Origin of the sequence: Albidovulum inexpectatum, assembly GCF_002927635.1 — a bacterium.
Classification (GTDB): Bacteria; Pseudomonadota; Alphaproteobacteria; order Rhodobacterales; family Rhodobacteraceae; genus Albidovulum; species Albidovulum inexpectatum.
The window spans coordinates 189,909-214,655 of sequence record NZ_PRDS01000004.1 but is presented as its reverse complement, the minus strand read 5'-3'; the positions used below and the strand labels follow the sequence as shown (position 1 = coordinate 214,655).

Genomic DNA, 24,747 nt, shown 5'->3' with positions numbered 1-24,747 from the left:
GAGGCGCGCCACCCGACCACAAGAGGTCAATCCACAGGGGCGGGCAGACCGCTCAAGGGAGGAAGAGATGAAACTTTTCGTCGCGGGGCTTTCGGCCATTGCGCTGTCCGTGGGCCTTTGGTCCGCGCCGGCAGCGGCGCAGGACAAGGGCGTGATCGGAATCGCCATGCCGACCAAGTCGTCGTCGCGCTGGATCTCGGACGGCAATTCCATGGTCGAGGAATTCGCCAAGGCCGGCTATGCCGCCGATCTGCAATATGCCGAGGACGACATTCCCAACCAGCTGGCGCAGATCGAGAACATGATCACCAAGGAGGTCGATGCGCTGGTGATCGCCGCCATCGACGGCACCACGCTGTCGAACGCGCTGGCCAATGCCGCCGCGCTTGGCATTCCCGTGATCGCCTATGACCGGCTGATCCGCGACACGCCCGACGTGGACTATTATGCCACGTTCGACAATTTCAAGGTGGGCGTGCTGCAGGCCGAAAGCCTGGTCAAGGGGCTGGAGGAACGCTTTGGCGATGTCAGCCCGTGGAATGTCGAACTGTTCGGCGGCAGCCCGGACGACAACAACGCCTATTTCTTCTATGACGGCGCGATGAGCGTCCTGCAGCCCCTGATCGACGAGGGGCGCATCCGCATCAAGTCCGGCCAGATGGGCATGGACCAGGTGGGCACGCTGCGCTGGGATGGCCAGGTCGCCCAGGCGCGGATGGAAAACCTTCTGTCGGCGAATTACACCGATGACGAGGTGCATGGCGTCCTGTCGCCCTATGACGGGCTGTCGATGGGCATCATCTCGGCGCTCAAGGGCGTGGGCTATGGGTCGGGCGATCTGAAGATGCCGATCGTCACCGGTCAGGATGCCGAACTGCCTTCGGTCAAGGCGATCCTCGCGGGCGAACAGTATTCGACCGTCTTCAAGGACACGCGCGAGCTGGCAAAGGTCGCGGTGAAGATGGTGCAGGCCCGCCTGGAAGGCGGCGAGGTGCCGATCAACGACACCACGACCTATGACAACGGGGTCAAGGTCGTGCCGTCCTACCTGCTGGAACCGGTGCCGGTGGATGCGACCAACTGGGAAGAGGTCCTGGTCGGGTCGGGATATTACGAGAAGTCCCAGATCACCGAGTGAACCGGGCGCGCCGGGCGGGGCCCCCTTCGCTCCCGGTCCCGCCCGGGCCATCCATGCGCGCGCCCCGTGCGGCGCGGCTTTCCGGACAGGAGAATGACGATGAAGCCGCTTTTGCAGATGCGCGGCATCACCAAGACATTTCCCGGCGTGCGCGCGCTGGACGGGGTGAACCTGACCGTGCACGCGGGCGAGATCCACGCCCTGGTCGGCGAGAACGGCGCGGGCAAGTCCACGCTGATGAAGGTGCTCTCGGGCGTCTATCCGCATGGCAGCTATGACGGCGAGATCCTTTTCGACGGCGCGCCGGTGGCGTTCCGCTCGGTGCGCGACAGCGAGGAGAAGGGGATCATCATCATCCACCAGGAGCTGGCGCTGGTGCCGCTTCTGTCGATTGCCGAGAACATCTTCCTGGGCAACGAATGCGCCCGCGGCGGCGTGATCTCGTGGCGCGAGACTTGGGCCCGGACCGAGGCGCTTCTGGCCAAGGTCGGTCTGGACGAGGCGCCGCAGACGCCGGTCGAGCGGCTGGGCGTGGGCAAGCAGCAGCTGGTCGAGATCGCCAAGGCATTGTCGCGGCGCGTGCGGCTTCTGATCCTCGACGAGCCCACCGCCGCGCTGTCCGAGGCCGACAGCGAGAAGCTTCTCGATCTTCTGCTGGAACTTCGGGCGCAGGGTGTGACCTCGATCATCATTAGCCACAAGCTGAACGAGGTGCGCCGCGTGGCCGACCGGGTGACGGTGCTGCGCGACGGCGCGACCGTGGCCAGCCACGACGCGCGGGCCGAGACGCTGACCGAGGACATGATCGTGCGCGACATGGTCGGCCGGCCGATGGAGAACCGCTATCCCCCGCGCGAGGGACGTCAGGCGGGCGAGGTGCTGATGGAGGTCCGCGACTGGCGCGTGGCCCATCCCGAGCATGCCGAGAGGATCGTGGTGCGCGATGTCTCGCTGCGGCTGCGCGCGGGCGAGGTGGTGGGCATCGCCGGGCTGATGGGCGCGGGCCGCACCGAGCTGGCGATGAGCCTGTTCGGCGAAAGCTGGGGACGCAAGCTGGCGGGCGAGGCGCTGATCGAGGGCCGGCCGGCGGACATCTCGCGCGTGGACCGGGCGATTGCCTCTGGACTTGCCTATGTCACCGAGGATCGCAAGGAGCTGGGCCTTGTCCTTGACGAACCCATCACCTTCAACGTGACGCTGGCCAATCTGGCCGGCGTGTCGCGGCGGGGCGTGCTGAGCCCGCGCGAGGAAAGCCGCGTGGCCGAGCGCTATCGCGAGGCGATGGTCATTCGCACGCCGGGCGTGCACCAGAAGGTGGTCAACCTGTCGGGGGGCAACCAGCAGAAGGTCGTGCTGTCGAAATGGCTGTTCGCCGATCCGCGGGTGCTGATCCTTGACGAGCCCACGCGCGGGATCGATGTCGGCGCGAAATACGAGATCTACACCATCATCAATCGGCTCGCGGCGGAAGGGCGGGGGATCCTGATGATCTCGTCCGAGATGCCCGAGCTTCTGGGCATGTGCGACCGCATCTACGTGATGTGCGAGGGTACGGTCGTGGGCGAATTGTCCGCGGACGAGGCCAGCCAGGAACGCATCATGTCCCTTATCGTCAAGCATCGGAGACAGGCAGCATGACAACCGAAACGGCACAGGGCACGGCCGCCGCGGCCCCGGCGGGCGGGGCGATCCGGGCCTATCTGACCGGGCATCTGCGCGAATACGGACTCTTGATCGCGCTGGTTGCGATCATGGCCTTTTTCCAGGTCCTGACCGATGGCACGCTGCTGCGACCGGTCAACATCACCAACCTGTTCCTGCAGAACAGCTATATCATCATCATGGCGCTGGGGATGCTGATCGTCATCGTCGGCGGCAACATCGACCTGTCGGTGGGTTCGGTCCTGGGCTTTGTCGGCGCACTGGCGGCGGTGATGATCGTCAACTGGCAGATGCCGGTCTGGGTGACGGTGCTCGCCTGCCTGCTGACCGGCATCGTGATCGGCGCGGCCCAAGGCTATTGGGTGGCCTATTGGGGCATTCCGTCCTTCATCGTGACGCTGGCGGGGATGCTGGTCTTCCGCGGCGCCTCGCTGTGGCTGCTGGAGGGCCAGTCGATCGGCCCCTTCCCGACGGAGTTCCAGCGCCTGTCCACCGGCTTCGTGCCCGACCTTCTGCCCTGGCTGGGCGAGCCGCTGGCGGCGCTGGCGGGCGCGCGACGGGTCAACGGACTGACCATGGCGGTCGCGGCGCTGGCCTCGGGGGCCATCCTGTGGCTGGGCCTGCGGGCGCGCGCCCGCGACCGGGCCTATGGGATGGAGCTGGAGCCCACCGCCTTCTTTGTCCTGCGCAACGCCATCGTCATCGGCGCGATCCTGTTCCTCAGCTGGAAGCTCGCGACATTTCGCGGCCTGCCCAACGTGCTGGTGACCATGGCGGTGCTGACGCTGGTCTATGCCTTCATCACCGAACGCACCACGCTGGGGCGGCGCATCTATGCGCTGGGGGGCAACCGCAAGGCCGCCGCGCTGTCGGGCATCCCGACCGAGCGGCTGACCTTCCTGACCTTCGTCAACATGGGGTTTCTCGCGGCGCTTGCCGGCCTGATCTATGCCGCGCGGCTGAACGTGGCCACGCCCAAGGCAGGTTTTGCGCTGGAGCTCGACGTGATCGCGGCGGTGTTCATCGGCGGCGCGTCCATGTCGGGCGGGGTCGGGCGCGTCGTCGGCGCGGTGGTCGGCGCCTTCATCATGGGTGTGATGAACAACGGCATGTCGATCATGGGCATCGGCATCGACTACCAGCAGGTGATCAAGGGGCTGGTGCTGCTGGCGGCCGTGATCTTCGACGTTTACAACAAGCGGAAACAGGCGTGATGACATTCAAACCGGCAAAATGGCCGCGCCGCCTGCGCTCGCAGGCGTGGTACGGCGGCACCTCGCGCGATGCGATCTATCATCGTGGCTGGCTGAAGACCCAGGGCTATCCCGACGATCTGTTCGACGGCCGCCCGGTGATCGGCATCCTCAACACCTGGGGCGATCTGACCCCCTGCAACGGCCATCTGCGCGAGCTGGCCGAGAAGGTTAAGGCCGGTGTGTGGGAGGCCGGCGGCTTCCCGCTGGAAGTGCCCGTTTTTTCGGCCTCGGAAAACACCTTCCGGCCGACGGCGATGATGTATCGCAACCTGGCCGCCATGGCGGTCGAGGAGGTGATGCGCGCCCAGCCCATCGACGGCGCCGTGCTGCTGGTGGGCTGCGACAAGACCACGCCGTCGCTGATGATGGCCGCGGCCTCGGTCGACCTGCCGTCCATCGTGGTGTCGGGCGGGCCGATGCTGAACGGCTGGTTCCGTGGCGAACGGGTCGGCGCAGGCACGCATCTGTGGCGCTTTTCCGAGGCGGTGAAGGCCGGCGAGATGACCGAGGCCGACTTCCTGGAGGCCGAGGCCGCGGTCACCCGTTCCTCGGGCACCTGCAACACGATGGGCACGGCCTCGACCATGGCCTCGATGGCCGAGGCGCTTGGCATGGCGCTGTCGGGCAATGCCGCGATCCCGGCGGTGGATTCGCGCCGCCGCGTGATGGCCCAGCTGTCGGGACGGCGCATCGTGCAGATGGTTCGCGACGATCTGCGGCCCGGCCACATCCTGACCCGCACGGCCTTCGAGAACGCGATCCGCGTCAATGCCGCGCTTGGCGGCTCGACCAATGCGGTGATCCATCTTCTGGCGCTGGCCGGCCGGGTCGGGGTGGATCTGACGCTGGACGACTGGGACCGGCTGGGGCGCGACGTGCCGACGATCGTCAATCTCCAGCCCTCGGGCGACTACCTGATGGAGGAATTCTACTATGCCGGCGGCCTGCCGGTGGTGATCCGCGCGCTGGTCGAGGCGGGCCTCGTCGATGGCGGGGCGCTGACCGTCTCGGGCCGGACGCTGGCCGAGGAGGTCGCGCCCGCGCGCAACTGGAACGAGGACGTGATCCGCCCGCTGGATCATCCGCTGACCCGGTCGGGCGGGATCGCGGTGCTACACGGCAATCTCGCCCCCGACGGGGCGGTGCTGAAGCCCTCGGCGGCCAGCCCGCACCTGATGCGCCACCGCGGCCGCGCCGTCGTGTTCGAGGACATCGACGACTACAAGGCCCGGATCGGGCGCGAGGATCTGGACGTGGACGAAAGCTGTGTGCTGGTGCTGAAGATGTGCGGCCCGCGCGGCTATCCGGGCATGCCCGAGGTCGGCAACATGGGCCTGCCGCCCAAGCTCTTGCGCAAGGGGGTGACGGACATGGTGCGGATCTCGGACGCGCGGATGTCGGGCACGGCCTATGGCACGGTGGTGCTGCATGTGGCGCCCGAGGCCGCGCGCGGCGGGCCGCTCGCGGTGGTGCGCGACGGCGACATGATCGAGCTGGACGTGCCCGCCCGGCGCCTGCATCTGGACATCCCCGAGGCCGAGCTGTCCCGCCGGCTGGCCGAACTGCGTCTGCCGCAGCTGCGCCCCGAGGGCGGCTATGGGCAGCTGTTCTTCGACCATGTCACGGGCGCCGATACGGGGGCCGATTTCGACTTCCTGCGCGGGTGCCGCGGCCATGACGTACCAAGGGACAGCCACTGATGACGATGGATCTTGCCCTTGTCGGGATCGGGAAGATCGCGCGTGACCAGCACATCCCGGCGCTGTCGCGTTCGCCCGATTTCCGCTTGGCCGCCGTGGCCAGCCGCAACGCCGAGCTGGGCGGCGTTGCAAGCTTCCGCAGCCTTGCCGAACTGCTGGAGGCGCGGCCGGACATTCCCGCCGTCTCGCTGGCGACGCCGCCGCAGGTGCGCTTTGACGATGCGCGCCGGGCGATTCTGGCCGGGCGGCACGTGATGCTGGAGAAACCGCCGGGCGAGACCCTGTCCGAGGTCGAGGACCTCGCCCGCCTGGCGCGGGCGCGGGGGGTGACGCTGTTTGCCACATGGCATTCGCGCCATGCCGCGGCGGTGGGCCCGGCGCGCGACTGGCTGGCCGGGCGCGAGATCCGGGCCGTCGACATCGCCTGGCTGGAAGACGTGCGCCAGTGGCATCCGGGGCAGGAATGGATCTGGCAGCCCGGGGGCCTGGGCGTGTTCGACCCCGGCATCAACGCGCTGTCGGTGCTGACCGCGATCCTGCCCGACTCGGTTCACCTGGCCGAGGCCGAGCTGGAATTTCCCGAGAACCGCGCGACCCCGATCGCGGCGCGGCTGGTCTTTGCCCATCCGGCGGGCATTCCCGTCGCCGCGCGTTTCGACTGGCGCGAGGCCGGGCCGCCGCGCTGGCAGATCGTCATCGACACCGATCAGGGCCGCGCGGTGCTCGACCGCGGGGGGGCGGTGCTGCGGCTGGGGTCCCGCGTGCTGGCCGAGGGGCCGGACAGCGAATATCCCGCGCTCTATGCCCGCTTTGCCGCGCTGATCGCGCGGGGCGAAAGCGAGGTCGATCTTTCACCCATGCGCCACGTGGCCGATGCCTTCCTGATCGGGCGGCATGTCGCGACCGCGCGCTTTGACTGGTAGGAACTTGACGCCATGAAACACGGATTGAGGGGCATCCTGCCCGTCGCACCCACGCCCTTTCTCGACGATGGCCGCGTGGACGAGGATGGCATGCGCCGCGTGCTCGATTTCCTGGTCGATGCCGGGGTGGATGCGATCTGCATTCTCGCCAACTATTCGGAACAGTTCGCTCTTTCGGACGAGGAACGCGACCGGCTGATGCGGATCAGCCTTGGCCATGTCGCGGGGCGGGTGCCGGTGATCGTCACGATCAGCCATTTCCATACCGGAACGGTCGTCGCCCGCGCCCGCGCGGCCGAGGCGATGGGCGCGGCGATGGTGATGATGATGCCGCCCTATCACGGCGCCGGGCTGAAAGCCGATGCGCAAGGCATCTTCGAGCATTTCGCCGCCGTCAACGATGCGATCGGCATCCCGATCATGGTGCAGGACGCGCCGCTGTCGGGGGTTGACCTGCCGGTGTCGCTTCTGGCGCGCATGGCCCGCGATCTGGAGCGTGTGAGCTACTTCAAGATCGAATGTCCCTTTGCCGCCGACAAGCTGGCGGCACTGATCGCCGAGGCGGGAGAGCATGTCGAAGGCCCCTTCGACGGCGAGGAAGGCGTCACGCTTCTGGCCGATCTCGATGCCGGGGCCACTGGCACGATGACCTCGGCACTGCTGCCCGACAGGATCCGGCCGATCGTCATCGACCATCTCGAGGGACGGCACGGCGCCGCGCTTGCCGGATGGCAGGCCTGCCTGCCGCTGATCAACCACGAGAACCGCCAGTGTGGGCTGCGCGCGGCCAAGACCGTTCTGAAGGAGGGCGGGGTGATCCGCTCCGACCACGTCCGCCATCCGCTGCGGCCGATGTCCGATCGCACACGCGCGCGCCTGCTGGAGCTTGCGCGCAGGCTGGATGTTCTTGCACTGAACTGGGGGAAATAGGATGACGGCGAAGACGACGATCGAACCGACCGGGCGGCATCTGATCGCGGGCGAATGGGTCGCGACCGGGCAGACATTCGAATCCTGCCCGGTCAGCGGCCCCGCGATTCATGTCTGCAGGGGCACGCCAGAGCTGGTCGCGCGGGCCGCCCGCGCGGCGGGCGCGGCCTTTCCGGCATTCGCCGCGGCCCCGCGTCGGACACGGGCCCGTCTTCTGGAAGCGATCGCCGATGCGATCGAAGCGCGCGCCGACGCGATCACCGAGATCTGCATGCGCGAGACCGGTCTGCCCGAACCGCGCGTCGTGGGCGAGCGCGGCCGCACGACCGGACAGTTGCGGCTGTTCGCCCAGGTCCTCCGCTCGGGCGATTACCTTGATCGCCGCCACGATCCCGCCGACCCCGCCCGCCAGCCGCTACCCAAGCCGGACCTGCGCATGATCCAGCGCCCGCTGGGCCCGGTGGCGGTGTTCGGGGCCTCGAACTTCCCGCTGGCCTTCTCGGTCGCGGGTGGCGATACGGCCTCGGCGCTGGCGGCGGGCTGCCCGGTCGTCGTCAAGGGGCATGAGGCCCATCCCGGCACGGGCGAGGTCGTGGCCGGCGCGATCGCCGAGGCCGTGGAGTCACTTGGCCTGCCGGCCGGGACATTCTCGCTGGTGCAGGGGGGCGGCATCGATGTCGGCCAGGCGCTGGTGCGCGATCCCCACATCGCGGCGGTGGGCTTCACCGGATCGCTGCGTGCGGGCCGGGCATTGTTCGACCTGTGCGCCGCGCGGCCCGATCCCATCCCCTTCTTCGGCGAGCTGGGTTCGGTCAATCCGGTCTTCGTCCTGCCAGGGGCGGCGCGGGCGCGGGCCCGCGAGATCGGCGAGGGCTGGGCGGCATCGCTGACGCTTGGCGCGGGGCAGTTCTGCACCAATCCGGGTCTTCTGGTCGTCGAGGCCGGCGCGGCGGGGGATGCGGTGGTCGCGGCCGCGCGCGCAATGCTGGAAGCCGCGCCGCGCCAGGTGATGCTGACGCCCGCCATGGCCGAGGCCTATCGTGCGGGCCGCGACCGGATAGCGGGCCTGCCGGGCGTGCGCACGATCCTGCGATGCGAATGCGGCCCGCGCGAGGCCGCGCCGGCCCTGGCGGAAACGGAGGCCGAGCGCTTCCTGTCCGATCCCGCCCTGGCCGAAGAGGTCTTTGGCCCCTTCGGCCTGATCCTGCGGGTCAGGGACCGGGAGGGTTTCGAGGCCGTTGCGGCGGCGCTGCAGGGCCAGTTGACGGCAACGCTGCAGATTGTGCCCGACGATCACGACCTTGCGGCGCGGCTGGTTCCGGTTCTTGAACGCAAGGCGGGGCGGTTGATCGCCAACGGGTTCCCGACCGGGGTCGAAGTCTCGCCGGCGATGGTGCATGGCGGCCCCTGGCCTGCGACCACCGCGCCGGGGCATACATCGGTCGGGACGCTGGCGATCCGGCGCTGGCTGCGGCCGGTCTGTTACCAGGACATGCCGGCCGATCTGCTGCCCGAGGACCTGCGCGCGGACGCTTAGCAATCACCGGCAGCCATCATCGGGGCGGCCTTGTCGCGGACAGGGCTTCGCGCCAGATCCTGGCATGGGTGGAAAGCCGCGCGGCAAGCTCTGGCGGAGTCCCGATGCCCGCAGGCAAGGGCGCGAGGCGGCGCGGGGCGTGTTCGCCCAGGCCCAGAAGGGCCGCGCCCACGCTGGTGCCGGTGGCGCTGGTCACCGGGTGGACCGGGGCCTGCATGGCCGCCTGCAGCATCGCAAGCCATGCCCGGTTGCGCGCGAAGGGGCCTTCGACGATGATCGGCCCCGCATGGCCCGCAAGTTCGAGGCAGGCGGCCGTCATCATCGCAAGATACAAGGCGACGGCGGCGGCGCGCTCGGCGGTGCCCGCTTCAGGCTCGGGGCCGGTCCACCGGGCCTGTCGGCCCGGGAACGGCCCGCATTCCGAAACGACGGCGGGCAGCAGCATCGTGCCGGATTCGAGCACGCGCTGCATGGCCTGCGCGTCGGCCTCGGGGCAGTCGGCCGCGCCCAGAATGTCGTGCTCGCGCCCGCCCATGAACCGCGCCGACGGCACCGGTGCGCCAAGCGCGTTGACGTTGATCAGCGTGTCGCGCGCCGGGTCGAGTGTGACCGCCCGACCGCCCACCGCCATCGCGATCACCCAGGTCCCGGTCGAGACCACAGAGAAGGGCGGGCGGTTGGCCAGAAGATGCGGCAGCAGCGAGGCATTCGAGTCATGGATGCCGCAATGGACCGGGGTGGACGGGTCAAGCCCGGTCTGGCGCGCGATCTCGGGCAGGATCGGGCCCAGAACCTCGTCCGGGCGCCGGGGCGGGGCGATCAGGCCGCCAAGATCGAGCCGCGCGACGAGCGAGGAGAAGCGCCCCGCCCGGGGCTGCCACAGGTCGGTGTGACAGCCAAGCGAGGTGACATCGCTGGACGGCACACCGCACAGGCGAAAGGCCCAGTATTGCGGCCACGGCAGGAACCGGCGCGCGCGCCGGCGCAGCTGCGGCATCGTCTGCAGCTGCCAGAAGATCTGCGCGCCCAGGTTCAGCCCGTGGGCCAGCCGGGGCGAGCCCGTCTCGGCAAATGGCGGACGGATGCGGTCGTATTCGGGGCCAACCCGGTCCGGCCCGTCATGTTCGTAGTCGAGCACCGGCGCGGCCAGCGCGCCGCTTTCGTCGACGAAGGCGCCGGCGGCGCCGTGGGTGGTGACCACGATCCGCCCGATGCCGTGGCTGCCATGCAGGCGCGCCAGGCCCTCGCACAGGAAGGCCCAGATGCCTTCGGTGTCGTAATGCGGCCAGGGCGGCCCCGGCAGCACCCGGTTCGGTCGCTTGAGCACCGCGATCTCGGCCAGCGCGGCGGGATCGACCAGCGCCAGCTTGACGTTGGTCTTGCCGATGTCGATGACGGCGATGTTGTCCCGGCCCATGCTGCTCAGTCCATGTGGAACAGGGTTTCGAGCGGCACCGCGACGGGTTCGTTGTCGGGGTGGACCTCCATGATGTCGGCCATGTGGTCCCACCAGCGGCGCATCACCGGATGGCGCGGCAGTTCGTCCGTGCCGTGGTCGTCCCGCCGCCAGAGCACCGCGAAGAGCGCGTCGGTCTCGGGATCGAGATGGATCGAGTAATCCGAGATTCCCGCCTGTTTCAGCAGCTCCACCAGTTCGGGCCAGATCGCGTCGTGCCGGCGGCGGTATTCGTCACGGCAGCCGGGCTTCAGGCGCATGCGAAACGCGTATTTCTGCATTCATCCCCTCCATTTCCGCCACAGGCGCGGCAGCGCGATCACCGCGATCAGAAGCGCGCCGATCACGATCGACATCACGATGCCCGGAACGTTCAGAAGCCCCAGCCCGAAGGTGACAAGCCCCATCACGAAGGCCGCGATCACCACGCCCGGAATGCTGCCCGCCCCGCCAAGGATGCTGACCCCGCCAAGCACCACCATGGTCACGACCTCAAGCTCCCATCCCATCGCGATCGACGGGCGTGTCGAGCCCAGCCGCGAGGTCAGGCACACCGCCGCCACCCCGGACATCAGCCCCGTCAGCAGGAACAGGATGAACTTCACCCGGCCCACGCGGATGCCCGAAAAGGCCGCCGCGGTGGCATTGTTGCCGATCGCATAGACGGCGCGGCCGAAATTCGTGGCATGCAGAAGGATGCCAAACAGCAGCGCGAAGAGCGCAAAGAGGACGAATTCCGCCGAGATCACCCAAAAGGCATAGCCCTGCCCGAACCAGGCGAAATCGGCCGGGTAGCCGCGATAGGCCTGGTCGCCCAGCACGATGTAGCTGATGCCGCGGTAAAGGCTCATCGTGCCGATGGTGACCACGATCGAGGGCAGGCCAAGCCCCGTGACCAGCGCGCCGTTGAACGCCCCGCAGGCAAGGCCCACGGCAAGGCCGATCGCCACCAGCCCCGGCGTGCCGACCCCGAGCTGGGCCGCCGCGCCCATGGCCGTCGAGGCCAGAGCGATGGTCGAGGCCACGGACAGGTCGATTTCCCCGGCGATGATCAGCAGCGCCATGGCGAAGGCGATCATCGCCTTTTCGGTGAAGTTGAAGGTGGCATCCGACAGGTTCCACGGATCCAGGAAATAGGGAGAGGCAAGGCTGTTGGCGATGAAGATCGCCAATGCGACGGCCAGAAGCAGCGTCTCCCAGCTTTTCAGCGCGCGCCGCGCGGGGCTTTCCAGCCGGTCGGGGATCGTGCGCACCGCCGCGCGCGTCGGGTTCATGCCGGTCATTGCACAGCCTCCGTCTGACGCAGGATGATGCGGCCGCGCGCGCGGCCCGCCTTGGCATTCAGGATCACCGCGATGATGATCGCCGCGCCCGAGATCGCCATCTGCCAGAAGGGCGAGACGTCGATCACCGGCAGCGCGTTCTTGATTACGCCCAGGAACAGCGCGCCAAGCACGGCGCCCGCGACGCTGCCGACGCCGCCCATGATCGCCACCCCGCCGATCACGCAGGCCGCGACCACGTCAAGTTCGAAGCCCGCCGCCAGATCGACATACGCCACGGCATAACGCGCCACCCACAGATAGCCCACCAGCCCCGCCAGCGCCCCCGACAGCGCAAAGGCCAGAAAGCGCGTGCGCCCGACGTCGATGCCAGCATAGGTCGCCGCATCGGGATTGCCGCCCGCGGCGAAGAAGGCCCGTCCGGTTTCGGTGCGCGCTAGCAGCACCGCAAGCACAACGACCACGAGGATCGCGATCCAGCTCATGACCGGCATCCCCAGGATCTGCGTGCGCGGAAAGGCCTTGAAGGCATCGCTCATCTCGTGCGCGTTCACCCATTTGCCGCCCGAGATCAGGAAGGCCGCGCCACGATAGATCGTCATCGTGCCCAGCGTGACCACGATGGGCGGGATGTCGAGCTTCCAGACCAGAAGCCCGTTGATCATGCCGAGGCCGCAGCCAAGCGCCACCGCGATGGCAAGGATCGCCGCGACCGGCAGGTCCGGATGGGCAAGGTTCAGCATCGCCACGACCATGCCCGTCAGCGCAAGCGTCGCCGCCACCGAAAGATCGATGCAACGGGTCAGGATCACCACCATCTGGCCGATCGCTAGGATGATCAGCGGCGCGGTATCGTTGAACACCGCCACAAGGTTGCCCGGCGCCACGAAGGCCGGAAAGCGCGACGCGATCAGCGCCAGCATCAGCGCGATGGCCGCCGCCAGCAGCGCCTCGCGCGTTGTCAGAAGTCTCGTCAGCCTCATTCCCATGTCTCCCCGATCCCCGCGGCATGGCGCACCAGCGTCTCGGGGGTCAGATCGCCGCCCGAGAGTTCGGCCGCGATCCGGCCCTCGCGCATCACGATCACGCGGTCGGACATGCCCAGGATCTCGGGGATTTCCGAACTGACCATGATCACGGCAAGCCCCTGCGCGGCGAGTTCGGCCATGAATTCGTGCACCGCCGCCTTCGACCCGATGTCGATGCCCTTGGTGGGTTCATCCAGGATGATGACGCGCGGGCGCGTGGCCAGCCACTTGGCGATGACGACCTTCTGCTGGTTGCCGCCCGACAGCGTGCCAAGCGGCGTGTCCAGCGATGCCGCGCGCAGGTCGAGCCGTTCGCAATAGTCGCGCGCAAGGCGGAATTCCTCGGCCAGACGCAGGAAGCCGTTGCGCGAGATGCGCGCCAGCGAGGGCAGCGTGACGTTCTGGAAGATCGGCATCGCGCCGATCGCGCCCTGTCGGCCGCGGTCCTCGGGCACATAGACGATGCCATGGGCCACCGCGTCGGCGGGCGAGCGGATCGCGACCGGCTGTCCGTCGATGCGCAGGCTGCCGGCCGAGGGGCGCGTCATGCCGAACAATGCCTGGCAGAATTCCGACCGGCCCGCGCCGACAAGCCCATAGAATCCGAGGATCTCGCCCGCCCGTAAAGTAAAGGAGATGTCGGCGAATTCGGTCGGGTGCGCGTAGCCTTCGACCTGAAGGACCGGCGCGCCGATGCGGGGGGTGCGGCTGGGAAAGACCTGGCTGACGTCGCGGCCGACCATCTGGCGCACCAGGTCGGCCTCGCTTGCCTCGGCGATGAGCCCCGCGCCCACCATCTGGCCGTCGCGGAAGACGGTGTAGCGGTCGGCGATGCGGAAGATCTCGTCGAACTTGTGGCTGATGAACAAGATCGCCTTGCCCTGCGCCTTCAGCCGCTCGATCAGGGTGTAGAGTTCCTCGATCTCCTTGTGGCTCAGCGCGGCGGTCGGCTCGTCCATGATCACGACCCGTGCCTCGATCGACAGCGCGCGGGCGATGGCGACAAGGTGGCGCGCGGCGATTCCCAGCTGCCGAAGGGGCTGGCCCGGATCGATGCGCGCGCCAAGCTCGTGCAGGATCTGTCCGGCGCGGCGCCGCATTTCGGCGCGGTCGATCAGGCCGAACCGCCCGCGCGGGGCATGGCCCAGGAAGATGTTCTCGGCCACAGTCAGGTCGTCGAACAGCACCGTTTCCTGATGGATCGCGGTGATGCGGGCAGCGGCGGCGGCCTGCGGCGAGTCAAGGCGCGCGGGCGCGCCATCGACGAGGATCTCGCCACCGTCGGGCTGATAGATGCCGGTCAGGATCTTGACCAGCGTGGATTTGCCCGCGCCGTTCTCGCCGATCAGCGCCGTCACCTGGCCGGGATAGAGTTCGAGCGCGACATCGGACAGGGCGCGCACGCCGGGAAAGGTCTTGGTGACGCCCCTCAGCGCGAGGATCGGCAGCGCTTCGGGCAGCGGGACCGTGACCGTGCCGGCCGTCCCGGGCAGGATATCGGAAGTCATCTGTTTCAGCATCGTCCTGGCCATGCAAGGGTAGGGGGGCGCGGACGGGGTCCGTCCGCGCCGGATGCAGGGATCAGAAGATGTCCTTGAACTGGTCGATGTTCGACGCGTCATAGACAAAGGGTTCGGCCATCGCCGCCGCGTTGGTTTCGTCAAGCGTCACCTTGCCCATGCGGCCGATCGGGATCTCGGCTCCGGGCTGGGCCTCGGCCTCGCCACGGGCCAGGTGATAGGCGATCATCGTGGCCGAATAGCCCAGGTCGATCGGGTTCCAGATGGCGAAGCTTTTCGATGCGCCCGACTTGACATGGCCGGCCATCTCCGAGGGCAGGCCAAGGCCGGTGACGTTGATCTGGCCGATCTTGCCGGCATCGGTGACCGCCTGGGCGGCCGCGACGATGCCCACGGATGTCGGCGCGATGATCGCGTCAAGCTCGGGATAGGACTGGATCAGGCCCATCGCCTCGCGATAGGACTTGTCCGCGAGGTCGTCGCCATAGACCACGCCGAGAAGCTTGATGTTGGGATAGTCCGGCATGGCCTTCTTCATCTCTTCGATCCAGATGTTCTGGTTCGTGGCCGTGGCCGAGGCCGAAAGCACCGCGACCTCGCCGGTCTGGTCGGGCAGGTTGTCGGCGGCAAGCTTGATGATCATCCGGCCGATCAGCTCGTTGGACGAGGGGTTCAGATGCATCTGCCGCCCTTCGGGGGCGACGCCCGAATCCCACGAGATCACCGTGATGCCGCGGTCCATTGCCTTCTTCAGCGCGGGCACCAGCGCGTCGGGATCGTTGGCCGAAATCGCGATCGCATCGACGCCCTGCGCGATCAGGCTGTTGATCACCTCGATCTGGCCCTCGGCCGTGGTGTCGGTCGGCCCGGTATAGATGATCTCGACATCGCCCAGTTCGGCGGCCGCTTCCTCGGCGCCCTTGGCGGCCGCCTCGAAGAAGCCGATGCCAAGCGCCTTGACCACCAGCGCGATGCGCGTCTTGTCCTGCGCCATGGCCGTGGTGCCCATCAGGCTGGCGGCAAGGCCGAGCCCGGCCGCGAGCGCCATCACTTGTCTGCGTTTCATCTGTCTTCCTCCCATGATGATCCGGGGCGTGTCAGGAGGCCGCCCCCGCCTCGGCCTGCGACGCGCCCAGGGGCACGACGTGAAGGCTTATTCCCGCGGCCTCGATCATGGCCGCGGCCTTGTCGGGGATGCCTTCGTCGGTGACGATGGTCCCGATCCGCTCCAGCGGGCACAGCACCAGGCTGGACCGCTGGGAAAACTTGGAACTGTCCACCAGCACGACCAGCTCGTCCGCCTGGCCGATCAGCTTCTGTTCGGCCTGGATCAGCAGCGGGTCGGCCTCCATCAATCCGACCGGACCGATGCCCTGTGCCCCCATGAACATGCGCCGCGCATAGAAGTTGCGCGTGACGTCATTGTCGAAGGGCGACAGGATGATGTTCTGTTCGCGATAGATCGCGCCGCCGGGCACCATGATCGTGTTCTTGGAATGCTTCAGCAGGTGTTCGGCGATAGGAAAGGAATTGGTGAAGATCTGCAGCCGGCGCGAAGCCAGCGGATGCACCATCTGGAAGGTGGTCGTGCCGCCGTTGATGATGATTGCCTCGCCATCCTCGCACATCTCGACCGCGGCGCGGGCGATGGCCTGTTTCTGACGCGTGCGCAGCGTCTGGTTGACCGAGAAGGGCCGCCCGGCAAGGCCGACGAATTGCGGCGGCGTCAGCGCCTCGGCCCCGCCGCGCACCCGGCGCAGCTTCTTCTGCATGTGTAGCGTGGCGATGTCGCGCCGGATCGTCGCCTCGGACGCGCCGGTCAGCGCGCACAGCTCGACCACGGTCGCCACGGGGCGTTCCTGAACCGCCGACAGGATGATCCGGTGCCGTTCCGTTTCGTGCATCTTGTCCTCCCTTGCGCCGAGAATTGTGGGGATTCGGGTGTCTGTCAATCAAAAACAATCACAATCGATCATGCTGCAATGCAGAATGACTGAAGATGATCGATAATGATTGACAAAACGCCGCATCCCGCGCAGCCTGCGCGCGAATGGTCATGTTGCCGCCAGGGCAGAAGATGGGAGGATCCCTTGCTGAAATCCGTCAAAGATCAGCTGCTTGAAAACCGCTGGGACGAGGCCGAGGCGGCCGGGAAGAGCGAGTCGGAACTGCTCCTGTATCGCTCGAACCTGCTTGGTTCGGACAAGCGGGTGACGAATTATGGCGGGGGCAATACCTCGGCCAAGATCATGGAGCGCGATCCGCTGACCGGCGAGATGGTCGAGGTGCTGTGGGTCAAGGGCTCGGGCGGCGATATCGGATCGATGAAGCTTGACGGCTTCGCGACGCTCTACATGGACCGGTTGCGCGCGCTGAAGAAGCTGTATCGCGGGGTCGAGCACGAAGACGAGATGGTCGGCTATCTGCCGCACTGCACCTTCAACCTCAATCCGCGCGCGGCCTCGATCGACACGCCGCTGCATGCCTTCGTGCCGCACCGCCATGTCGATCACGTCCATGCCGATGCGATCATCGCGATCGCGGCCTCGGCCGATTCGCGCGCGCTGACGCAGGAAATCTTCGGCGGCCGCGTCGGCTGGCTGCCGTGGAAGCGTCCGGGCTTCGAGCTGGGCCTGTGGCTGGAGAAGTTCTGCCAGGACAATCCCGATGCCGTGGGGGTCGTGCTGGAAAGTCACGGGCTGTTCACCTGGGGCGACACGGCGCGGGCCTGCTATGACACGACGATCGAGGTCATCAACACCGCCACCGCCTGGCTGGCCGAGCGCGCCGAGGGTGTCGCACCTTTCGGCGGGGCCGTCCATGAGAGCCTTCCGGCGGAAGAGCGCCGCCGCATCGCCGCGCGGCTGATGCCCGCGATCCGCGGTCTGATCGGGCGCGAGGAATACAAGGTCGGCCATTTCGACGATTCGCAGGCGGTGCTGGATTTCGTCAATTCGCGCGCCATGCCCGATCTTGCGCCGCTTGGCACGTCCTGCCCGGACCATTTCCTGCGCACAAAGATTCGGCCGCTGGTGGTCGGGTTCGATCCGGCGCGCGGCAATCTCGAGGACGTTCTCGGGGGGCTGTCGCAGGCGGTCGATGCCTACCGCGCCGACTATGCCGCCTATTACCAGCGCTGCAAGCGGCCCGACAGCCCGCCCATGCGCGACCCCAACGCAGTGGTCTACCTGGTCCCCGGCGTCGGCATGATCACCTTTGCCCGCGACAAGGCGACGGCGCGCATCTCGGCCGAGTTCTACGTGAACGCGATCAATGTCATGCGCGGCGCGAGCCTTGTGAGCAGCTATCGCGGCCTGCCCGAACAGGAGGCCTTCGACATCGAATACTGGCTGCTCGAGGAGGCCAAGCTGCAGCGGATGCCAAGGCCCAGATCGCTGGCCGGGCGGGTGGCGCTGATCACCGGGGGCGCGGGCGGGATCGGCGCGGCGGTGGCCGACCGCTACCTGTCCGAGGGCGCCTGCGTGATGCTGGCCGATATCTCGGCCGAGGCGCTGGAGGCAACCCAGGCCCGGCTGGTGCAGCGGCACGGCGGCGACATGGTGCGCAGCGTCGTGATGGATGTCACCGACGAGGCCGCCGTTGCCCGCGCCATCGCCGAGACGGCGGTCGAATTCGGCGGGCTCGACATCCTGGTGTCGAATGCGGGCATCGCGTCTTCCGCTCCGGTCGAGGAAACCTCGCTTGAGCTGTGGAACCGCAACATGGCGATCCTGTCCACCGGATATTTCCTGGTCAGCCGCGAGGCCTTCCGTCTGATGCGCGCCCAGGGGATGGGCGGGTCGGTGGTGTTCGTGGCCTCGAAGAACGGTCTTGCGGCCTCGCCCAATGCCTCGGCCTATTGCACGGCCAAGGCCTCGGAGATCCATCTGGCGCGCTGCCTGGCGCTCGAGGGCGCCGAGGCCGGGATCCGCGTCAACGTGGTCAATCCCGATGCGGTCCTGCGCGGCTCGCGCATCTGGGAGGGCGAGTGGCTGGAGCAGCGCGCCGCGACCTATGGCACCGACAAGCAGGGGCTGGAAGAGATGTATCGTCAGCGTTCGCTGCTGAAACGTTCGGTCCTGCCCGAGGACGTGGCCGAGGCCTGCTATTTCTTCGCCGCCGACCTGTCGGCCAAGTCGACGGGCAACATCCTGAACGTCGATGCCGGCAACGTGCAGGCCTTCCCGCGCTGAGCGGGAAGGTCGGGGAAAGACAGGGGGAGGACAGGCCATGAGCTATGCGGACGCACGCGAGAGATTTGCCGAATGGGGCGTCGATACCGAAGCCGCGATCGCCCGTCTGGGGCGGATCCCGATTTCGCTGCATTGCTGGCAGGGCGACGATGTCGTCGGGTTCGAGCGCCGGCGCGGCCATTCGGGCGGCGGCATCCAGGCGACCGGCAACCATCCGGGCCGTGCGCGCAATCCCCGGGAGCTGCGCGCCGATCTGGAATTCGCCTTTGCGATGATCCCCGGGCCGCACCGGCTGAACCTGCATGCGATGTATCTGGACACCGACGAGGCCCCCGATCGCGACGAGATCGAATACCGGCATTTCGCGCCCTGGGTGGACTGGGCGCGGGAGCAGGGCGCGGGGCTTGACTTCAACCCCACCTTCTTTGCGCACGAGAAGGCCGACGACAACCTGACGCTGGCCCATCCCGATCCCGCCATCCGCGCCTTCTGGATCGAGCATGGCCGCCGCTGCCGCGAGATCGCCGCGCGCATGGGCCAGGAGCTGGGCAGCGCCGCGGTCAACAACATCTGGGTGCCCGACGGGTTCAAGGACAACCCCGTAGATCGCATGGGCGCGCGGCGGCGGCTCGAGGAATCGCTGGACGCGATGCTTCAGGCGCGCCATGACCCGGCGCACATGCTGGACGCGGTGGAATCGAAGCTCTTCGGCATCGGGGTCGAGGCCTGCACGATCGGCAGCCACGAATTCTACATGGGCTACGCGATCCGGCGCGGCACGCTTCTGTGTCTCGACATGGGCCATTTCCATCCCACCGAGAATGTCGCCGACAAACTGAGCGCCGTGGCGCCTTTCGTGCCGGGCATCCTGTTGCATGTCAGCCGTCCGATGCGCTGGGACAGCGACCATGTGATCCTGCTGAACGACGAGGTTCTGGCCCTCGCGCAGGAGCTAGTGGGCACCGGTCTTCTGGACCGTACCCATGTGGGACTCGACTTCTTCGATGCCACGATCAGCCGCACCGCGGCCTGGGTGATCGGCACGCGCAACATGCAGAAGGCACTTCTGCGCGCGCTGCTGCTGCCATGGGACCGCCTGCGCGCGGCCGAGGCGGCGTTCGACTTCACCACGCGCCTTGTGGTGACCGAGGAGGTCAAGGACCTGCCCTTCGGCGCGGTCTGGGCCGAATTTTGCGCGCGCGAGGACGTGCCCTCGGGGCCGGCGCTGATGGCCGATCTTGACGCCTATCAGGCGCGGGTGGCGGATCGGGGCTGAAACAGCGGGGGGCCGCCGCGCGCGTCGGGCCTGCGTCAGTTCCAGGGCGCGGGGCCGTCGGTCGGCATCTGGCCAAAGACGTTCTCGCGGTGCCAGCGCAGGTTCGCGGGATGCGGCGCATGTTTGGGATCGCGGGGTTTCAAGAGCTTGCCGCCGGGGATCAGCAGGCGGTCGATGACCTCGCCCGGGACCTTGTTGCGCGACACGAGGATCGTCTCGCAATCCTCGGCGACCGAGATCAGGCCGCGATCGAACATCCAGTGCAGCGTGCCCGACAGGGCCAGCCCGTTGCGGACCGAGTCGCTGCCGCCGTGTTCCACCGGGCGGATATGGGCGGCCTGCACCTCGGGGCGGCCGCCGCCATTGCGCAGCATCAGCCCCGACATGGCGCAGCGATAGCCATAGGCCTCGCGCACCTTTCGCCGGAAGGCGACATCGCGATAGGGCCGACGGGTGAGCCGCTCAATCACCGGGCGCTCGAAGGGGGCGGGGTCCTCGGCAAGTCCGGCCGCGGGCGCGCCATAGCGCGTGTCTTCGATCGTTTCCAGATCGGCCGGCAGGCCCAGATTGACGATGCGCGCAAAGTCGGCCTCGGACAGGCGGCGCACCGCGCTTTGCGCCAGTCCGCCGGTCGTGGCGCGGCCATCGGGGCCGGCCAGAGACGATTCCAGCGCGCGACCGTCGATCTCGCGCGGCAGCTCGCGGTCGAAGGGCAGAAAGCTGCCGGGCGCGATCAGCGCAAGATAGCGCCCCTCGACGCCGGGCTTGGGGATTATGTCGTCGATCCGGGCGACGGCGAAATAGCCCCGCGGCCCGGCCTTGACCGGTTCGTAATAGATGATCCAGTCGCCGACGCCCTCTTGCATTACCTTCAGATATTGGCGCGGGAAGTCATAGACGACGTCGGGTTCGTCGTCGTAGATCGAGTCGGCCCTGTGCAGCAAGACAAGCTTGGTCATGGCGCCAGGAAATACCCGGCCGCAGTGGCAAGGCAAGGGGGAACCCGCGCGCGACATGTGGGGCGGATTTCACCGTCACCGGGCCGCCGGCCGGAGCCGCGCGCGGGTAACGGTCACGCCGGATCTTGCCGGGACAGGCTGACCCGATAGGCATGCGGGCCGGTCTGTTCGAAATGGGCCCGATCGCCGGGCCGGGCGCCGGTGCGTTCGAAGAAGGATCTGATCCAGCCGCGCGCGCGGAAGATCTTCTTTGTCCCGTCGATATCCGTCATCGCCGGGGCGTCGCCGCCCCAGTCGATCACAAGCGCGCGCGGCGCTTTGCTGGCTGCGTTCCCGCCGCCGATCGCGTCGGCTGGGAAGCGGTCAAGTATGCCGCGCAGGTAGATGTGATTGTTCCGGATGTTTCCCTCGGTCAGTTCGACGCTGCCGATTGGCGTTCCGGGGCCAGATTCCTCTGCCGCCAGTACGACGGGGTCCGATGGGCAGGGGGTGGCGACCGCGTTTCCGGCGGTATTGCCGTGGGTGTTGCCTGCGGGCGCGGCCGGTTCGGGGAACGGCCGGCCCTGCGTCGGTACGGCGCTGCGCGGCGCCGCCGGGGTCTGCCTTGCCTGTCGGGCAGGTGCTGTGGTGGGCAGGTCCGGCATCTGTGCCGCGATGGCGGCCGAGACCTCGGGATCGAGCGTGACCCAGGTCACCGCTCCGGGCCGGTGGCGATAGGGCACCGGGGTCGGCAGCCGCCGGACATCGGCCAGCACCCAAGGCGTGTTCCATCTGGCGACTTCACCCGAAGTGATCATCCCGGCCGGGATGCGGTGCTTGTCGATGGTCGCCAGCATTTCGTCCGGCGAGAGCGGCGGCAGAACGTCGGCAAGGCGCGCCACGCCGTGGACCGCGCCCGTGCCCTTGGCGATCAGGCCGAACCAGCCGCGATGCGCCGCGCCGGTCGACCGCATTTCCCAGATCTTGCTGCCGTTCAGGATCATCCCGATCCACGGATCGGCGATTATCAGTGCTTTTGAAACCGTCACCCTGGTGCCTCTGATTGCGATCGAGTGTGTTGATTCTGAAGAATGTTTGCGTTCATTGACCCGGCCGCGCGGCCGGGTCAAGCGGCTGGCGCGCTGTGCCCGAGGACGCGCCGCGGGCCGACATCAGGGCTCGGTCCTTGCCCCTTTCGGCGGGACGGCACCTTCCTTGCCAAGCGTATCGAGCAGTTGCTCGATCATCTCTTGTCCGCGGCGCATCTGGGCGTCGAAGAACATCGCGCCTTCGGGGTCGGCTCGGCGCGCCCCGCTGCGGTGACGGCAAAAGACTTTCGGCGGCGCGTGATGCCCTTTTTTGCGACCATGACCGGAAGACTTCCCGGGTGTCCATGTCCCATCGAAGGTGCGGTCGTTCCCTCGTGCAGCGGCAAAGTCACTTGGCTGCACCCGCGCGTGGCAGACGCCCCTTGAGCGCATCGGGGGCAAGGGCGCCGAGCGACATGTAGATCTTCATCAGCCCGTCCACGTCGAGCCCATCGACGGGGTGGACATTCGCGCGGTGCGCGTCACCGCCGCAAGTTCTCCCTTGACCGCAGCCCCCGAAGAGGCCGAGCGCCGCTATCGCCTGCCTGATGATTTCCGCTGAGAACCGACCCGGTAGCGCCCAAAATTCTTACCGAGAATGGACCCATGCGAACGGCTCTGATGATGTGACCGCCCCCCGAGGGCATCAATGTGCCAAGGTGGGTCTACGATGATCCACAAAGGAGGACGGTCACATCATCAGAGCCTTCGTGTCCCGAAAGGGGCGTGTGCCACCATCGATATCCGCTTCGATCCCACGCCACCCTCTGCTTTCAGGCCGATAATCGGTCTTATGTTAAATCAATTGCCCCTCAGCCCGGCCCACCAAGGCCGGCGCGATCGGGCACGCGCAGCCGCACGCGCAGGCCCCCAAGGGTTGGCGAGCGCTCAAGCGCCAGCTCTCCGCCATAGGCCGCGGTGAGGTCCGAGGCGATGGCAAGGCCCAGACCCGTGCCCGGCGCCGACACGTCCAGACGTCCGCCTGAACGCAGCGCCTCGCGGCGCTCGGCCTCGGGAATGCCGGGGCCGTCATCCTCGATGTCCACGATCGACGCCGACCCCTCGCGCCGACCCGAAACACGCACCTTCGTGCGCGCGTGTCGGACCGCGTTCTCGATCAGGTTGCCAAGGATTTCCTCGAGATCCTGGACATCCATCGCCACGACAAGCCCATCGGGCAGATCGAGATCGAATTCCAGCTCCCTGGCTTCGGGAAGGCTGCAAAACAGGCGCAGAAGACGATCCACGGATTTGCCAACCGGCAACCGCCCGCGCGCCAGAACTGATGCATTTGCCGCGCGGATCCGCGCAAGCTGGGTCTGCAATTGCGCCTCGACCCGATCAAGCGCCAGCCGCGCCTCGTCGCCGACGTCGCGCGGGGCCGCATCCAGTGCGTTGCGCAGGATGGCGACCGGTGTCTTCAGCGCATGGGCAAGATCAGCGGCCTGGCGGCGGCCGCGCTCGACGATCTCGCGATTGCGCTCGAGCAGCGTATTGATGTCGGCGACCAGCGGCGCAACCTCTTCCGGATAGGACCCGGGGTCCAGATTTTCGCCACGGTCCCAGCGGCCGACCACGTCTGCCCGCAGGCGCCCGAGCGGCCGCAACGTCGCGCCGACGATCAGGGCCGCGCCCAGAACCCCCAGAACACCGACAAAGGCAAAGGTCGCGAGCAGCGAGCGGCGAACGTCGCGTCGATCGGTCACCAGCTCGGTCAGGCTTTGGGCCGTGGTCGCGACAAGACTGCGGCCATCGTCCAGCCGAACCATCTCGGTGATCCCGCGCACGGGGCCGTCGGGACCGACACCGTCCCAGAACCTGCGCTCGCCCATCCGCACATTCGGTCGTTCCAGCAGCGTATCGAACAATGACCGTGACACCGCGACCGTGCCGTTGTCGCCTTCGACCTGCCAGTAGCGGCCGGAATACGGGCGTCGATAGGCCGGGTCGGGCAGCAGCGTCTCGACGATTTCCAGATCGCCATCCGCGCTGCCCAGGGCGGCGATCAGGCCCAGATGACGCTCGGCCAGACTGGCATCAAAGCGCCGCAGTGTCAGCTGATTGAAGAAGACCACCAGCAGCAGGCCACCGATCGCGACGACCAGCCCCGCCCACAGCAGCCCGAACAGCATCGCGCGGCGCCGCAGGGACCGCATCACGTCCTGTCGATCATGTAGCCACGACCGCGCACGGTGGTGATCAGGTCAGGTCCCAGCTTCTTGCGCAGGCGTGTCACGAAGACGGCGATCGTGTTCGAATCCCTGTCGCCGTCATATTGATAGATATGCTCGGCCAGTTCGGTGCGCGAGACAAGCCGGCCCATGTTGTGAAGCAGGTAGGACAGCACCGCCAGTTCCTGCGGCGTAAGATCGACCCGGACACCATCGCGCAGCACCCTGCCCGATCGCGTGTCCAGCTCGACCCCCGCGGCGCGCAGGATCGGGTTGGCCAGGCCCGAGCGCCGGCGCAGCAGCGCCCGCACGCGCGCCGAAAGCTCGGCCATGTGGAACGGCTTTGGCAGGTAGTCGTCCGCGCCGGCATCCAGCCCATCGACCCGGTCGGCCCAGCCATCGCGCGCGGTCAGTATCAGGACCGGCGTGTCGATGCCCGCCTTGCGCCAGTCGCGCAGCACGCTGAGCCCGTCGCGCTTTGGTAGGCCGATGTCGAGAACGATCAGGTCATAAGGCTCGGTTTCGCCCAGATGGGCGGCCTCTTCGCCGTCATGAACGGCATCCACGGCATGACCTTCGGCCACCAGCGCGCGACGCAGCTGATCGGCCAGGACGACTTCATCTTCTACGACCAGCAGTCGCATCAGC

The 24,747-nt window shown here is 67.7% G+C and carries 20 protein-coding genes; 9 read left to right on the top strand and 11 right to left on the bottom strand.

All coding sequences use genetic code 11. The annotated features are described in order from the left end of the window. Positions 1-67: 67 nt before the first annotated feature. From chvE to LV82_RS08055, 7 genes are all read left to right on the top strand, one after another. Positions 68-1,138 (top strand): multiple monosaccharide ABC transporter substrate-binding protein, encoded by a 1,071-nt coding sequence (gene chvE, locus LV82_RS08085; protein ID WP_104070643.1) that lies wholly within the window; start codon positions 68-70, stop codon positions 1,136-1,138. Between the two features lie 99 nt (positions 1,139-1,237). Continuing rightward, the gene (gene mmsA, locus LV82_RS08080) at positions 1,238-2,776 is read left to right on the top strand and encodes a multiple monosaccharide ABC transporter ATP-binding protein (protein WP_104070830.1); all 1,539 of its coding nucleotides are present in this window, start codon (positions 1,238-1,240) and stop codon (positions 2,774-2,776) included. Beyond that, on the top strand, positions 2,773-4,014 hold the full coding sequence (mmsB, locus tag LV82_RS08075) for a multiple monosaccharide ABC transporter permease (protein WP_104070641.1): 1,242 nt from the start codon (positions 2,773-2,775) through the stop codon (positions 4,012-4,014). Before mmsA ends, mmsB begins: the two co-directional genes overlap by 4 nt. Then, positions 4,014-5,756 carry an L-arabinonate dehydratase gene (gene araD / locus LV82_RS08070; RefSeq protein ID WP_104070639.1) on the top strand — a complete coding sequence of 581 codons (1,743 nt, stop codon included), beginning with the start codon at positions 4,014-4,016 and terminating at the stop codon, positions 5,754-5,756. The genes mmsB and araD overlap by 1 nt, the downstream gene beginning before the upstream one ends. Further along, entirely contained in the window at positions 5,756-6,679 is a 924-nt protein-coding gene (locus tag LV82_RS08065; RefSeq protein WP_104070637.1) for a Gfo/Idh/MocA family protein, read from the top strand. The genes araD and LV82_RS08065 overlap by 1 nt, the downstream gene beginning before the upstream one ends. 12 nt (positions 6,680-6,691) lie before the next feature. After that, entirely contained in the window at positions 6,692-7,609 is a 918-nt protein-coding gene (locus LV82_RS08060) for a dihydrodipicolinate synthase family protein (protein WP_104070635.1), read from the top strand. A 1-nt stretch (position 7,610) separates the two neighbouring features. Next, a complete protein-coding gene (locus LV82_RS08055; protein ID WP_104070633.1) occupies positions 7,611-9,146 on the top strand; it encodes an aldehyde dehydrogenase (NADP(+)) in 1,536 nt (511 codons plus the stop codon). 16 nt (positions 9,147-9,162) lie between these two features. Here the strand turns inward: LV82_RS08055 and LV82_RS08050 are convergent, their stop codons facing one another. From LV82_RS08050 to LV82_RS08020, 7 genes are all read right to left on the bottom strand, one after another. Beyond that, the gene (locus LV82_RS08050; RefSeq protein ID WP_104070631.1) at positions 9,163-10,563 is read right to left on the bottom strand and encodes an FGGY-family carbohydrate kinase; all 1,401 of its coding nucleotides are present in this window, start codon (positions 10,561-10,563) and stop codon (positions 9,163-9,165) included. Positions 10,564-10,568: 5 nt separating this feature from the next. Beyond that, entirely contained in the window at positions 10,569-10,883 is a 315-nt protein-coding gene (rhaM, locus tag LV82_RS08045; RefSeq protein ID WP_104070629.1) for an L-rhamnose mutarotase, read from the bottom strand. Next, positions 10,884-11,885 carry an ABC transporter permease gene (locus LV82_RS08040; RefSeq protein WP_104070627.1) on the bottom strand — a complete coding sequence of 334 codons (1,002 nt, stop codon included), beginning with the start codon at positions 11,883-11,885 and terminating at the stop codon, positions 10,884-10,886. Beyond that, positions 11,882-12,868 carry an ABC transporter permease gene (locus tag LV82_RS08035; protein WP_211289181.1) on the bottom strand — a complete coding sequence of 329 codons (987 nt, stop codon included), beginning with the start codon at positions 12,866-12,868 and terminating at the stop codon, positions 11,882-11,884. Before LV82_RS08035 ends, LV82_RS08040 begins: the two co-directional genes overlap by 4 nt. After that, positions 12,865-14,433 carry a sugar ABC transporter ATP-binding protein gene (locus LV82_RS08030; RefSeq protein WP_425427741.1) on the bottom strand — a complete coding sequence of 523 codons (1,569 nt, stop codon included), beginning with the start codon at positions 14,431-14,433 and terminating at the stop codon, positions 12,865-12,867. Before LV82_RS08030 ends, LV82_RS08035 begins: the two co-directional genes overlap by 4 nt. Before the next feature lie 61 nt (positions 14,434-14,494). Beyond that, positions 14,495-15,499, bottom strand: coding sequence for a rhamnose ABC transporter substrate-binding protein (gene rhaS, locus LV82_RS08025; RefSeq protein WP_104070623.1), 1,005 nt, complete (start codon positions 15,497-15,499; stop codon positions 14,495-14,497). A 31-nt stretch (positions 15,500-15,530) separates the two neighbouring features. Further along, entirely contained in the window at positions 15,531-16,337 is an 807-nt protein-coding gene (locus tag LV82_RS08020; RefSeq protein WP_104070621.1) for a DeoR/GlpR family DNA-binding transcription regulator, read from the bottom strand. A 186-nt stretch (positions 16,338-16,523) separates the two neighbouring features. Here LV82_RS08020 and LV82_RS08015 point away from each other — a divergent pair, with 186 nt between their 5' ends. Further along, the gene (locus tag LV82_RS08015; RefSeq protein WP_104070827.1) at positions 16,524-18,626 is read left to right on the top strand and encodes a bifunctional rhamnulose-1-phosphate aldolase/short-chain dehydrogenase; all 2,103 of its coding nucleotides are present in this window, start codon (positions 16,524-16,526) and stop codon (positions 18,624-18,626) included. A gap of 37 nt (positions 18,627-18,663) precedes the next feature. Next, positions 18,664-19,902 carry an L-rhamnose isomerase gene (locus LV82_RS08010; protein ID WP_104070619.1) on the top strand — a complete coding sequence of 413 codons (1,239 nt, stop codon included), beginning with the start codon at positions 18,664-18,666 and terminating at the stop codon, positions 19,900-19,902. 35 nt (positions 19,903-19,937) lie between these two features. On the opposite strand, the gene LV82_RS08005 is transcribed toward LV82_RS08010, so the two are convergent. From LV82_RS08005 to LV82_RS07990, 4 genes are all read right to left on the bottom strand, one after another. Next, positions 19,938-20,861: an HNH endonuclease gene (locus LV82_RS08005; protein ID WP_104070617.1), complete on the bottom strand. Its 924-nt coding sequence runs from the start codon at positions 20,859-20,861 to the stop codon at positions 19,938-19,940. 113 nt (positions 20,862-20,974) lie between these two features. Further along, entirely contained in the window at positions 20,975-21,889 is a 915-nt protein-coding gene (locus LV82_RS08000; RefSeq protein WP_146065149.1) for an ASCH domain-containing protein, read from the bottom strand. Between the two features lie 851 nt (positions 21,890-22,740). Further along, on the bottom strand, positions 22,741-24,084 hold the full coding sequence (locus LV82_RS07995; protein WP_104070613.1) for a sensor histidine kinase: 1,344 nt from the start codon (positions 24,082-24,084) through the stop codon (positions 22,741-22,743). Continuing rightward, positions 24,084-24,743, bottom strand: coding sequence for a response regulator transcription factor (locus LV82_RS07990; protein WP_104070611.1), 660 nt, complete (start codon positions 24,741-24,743; stop codon positions 24,084-24,086). Before LV82_RS07990 ends, LV82_RS07995 begins: the two co-directional genes overlap by 1 nt. Between the last annotated feature and the right edge of the window lie 4 nt (positions 24,744-24,747).

Excerpts from the sequence above, each read along its gene's own strand:
- rhaS (WP_104070623.1), bottom strand. The coding sequence starts at position 15,499 with ATGAAACGCAGACAAGTGATGGCGCTCGCGGCCGGGCTCGGCCTTGCC.
- LV82_RS08040 (WP_104070627.1), bottom strand. The coding sequence starts at position 11,885 with ATGACCGGCATGAACCCGACGCGCGCGGCGGTGCGCACGATCCCCGAC.
- mmsB (WP_104070641.1), top strand. The coding sequence starts at position 2,773 with ATGACAACCGAAACGGCACAGGGCACGGCCGCCGCGGCCCCGGCGGGC.
- LV82_RS08030 (WP_425427741.1), bottom strand. The coding sequence starts at position 14,433 with ATGCTGAAACAGATGACTTCCGATATCCTGCCCGGGACGGCCGGCACG.
- LV82_RS08055 (WP_104070633.1), top strand. The coding sequence starts at position 7,611 with ATGACGGCGAAGACGACGATCGAACCGACCGGGCGGCATCTGATCGCG.
- LV82_RS08060 (WP_104070635.1), top strand. The coding sequence starts at position 6,692 with ATGAAACACGGATTGAGGGGCATCCTGCCCGTCGCACCCACGCCCTTT.
- LV82_RS08010 (WP_104070619.1), top strand. The coding sequence starts at position 18,664 with ATGAGCTATGCGGACGCACGCGAGAGATTTGCCGAATGGGGCGTCGAT.
- LV82_RS08050 (WP_104070631.1), bottom strand. The coding sequence starts at position 10,563 with ATGGGCCGGGACAACATCGCCGTCATCGACATCGGCAAGACCAACGTC.
- LV82_RS07995 (WP_104070613.1), bottom strand. The coding sequence starts at position 24,084 with ATGCGGTCCCTGCGGCGCCGCGCGATGCTGTTCGGGCTGCTGTGGGCG.
- LV82_RS08035 (WP_211289181.1), bottom strand. The coding sequence starts at position 12,868 with ATGAGGCTGACGAGACTTCTGACAACGCGCGAGGCGCTGCTGGCGGCG.
- LV82_RS08020 (WP_104070621.1), bottom strand. The coding sequence starts at position 16,337 with ATGCACGAAACGGAACGGCACCGGATCATCCTGTCGGCGGTTCAGGAA.
- LV82_RS07990 (WP_104070611.1), bottom strand. The coding sequence starts at position 24,743 with ATGCGACTGCTGGTCGTAGAAGATGAAGTCGTCCTGGCCGATCAGCTG.
- araD (WP_104070639.1), top strand. The coding sequence starts at position 4,014 with ATGACATTCAAACCGGCAAAATGGCCGCGCCGCCTGCGCTCGCAGGCG.
- mmsA (WP_104070830.1), top strand. The coding sequence starts at position 1,238 with ATGAAGCCGCTTTTGCAGATGCGCGGCATCACCAAGACATTTCCCGGC.
- rhaM (WP_104070629.1), bottom strand. The coding sequence starts at position 10,883 with ATGCAGAAATACGCGTTTCGCATGCGCCTGAAGCCCGGCTGCCGTGAC.
- LV82_RS08065 (WP_104070637.1), top strand. The coding sequence starts at position 5,756 with ATGACGATGGATCTTGCCCTTGTCGGGATCGGGAAGATCGCGCGTGAC.
- LV82_RS08005 (WP_104070617.1), bottom strand. The coding sequence starts at position 20,861 with ATGACCAAGCTTGTCTTGCTGCACAGGGCCGACTCGATCTACGACGAC.
- chvE (WP_104070643.1), top strand. The coding sequence starts at position 68 with ATGAAACTTTTCGTCGCGGGGCTTTCGGCCATTGCGCTGTCCGTGGGC.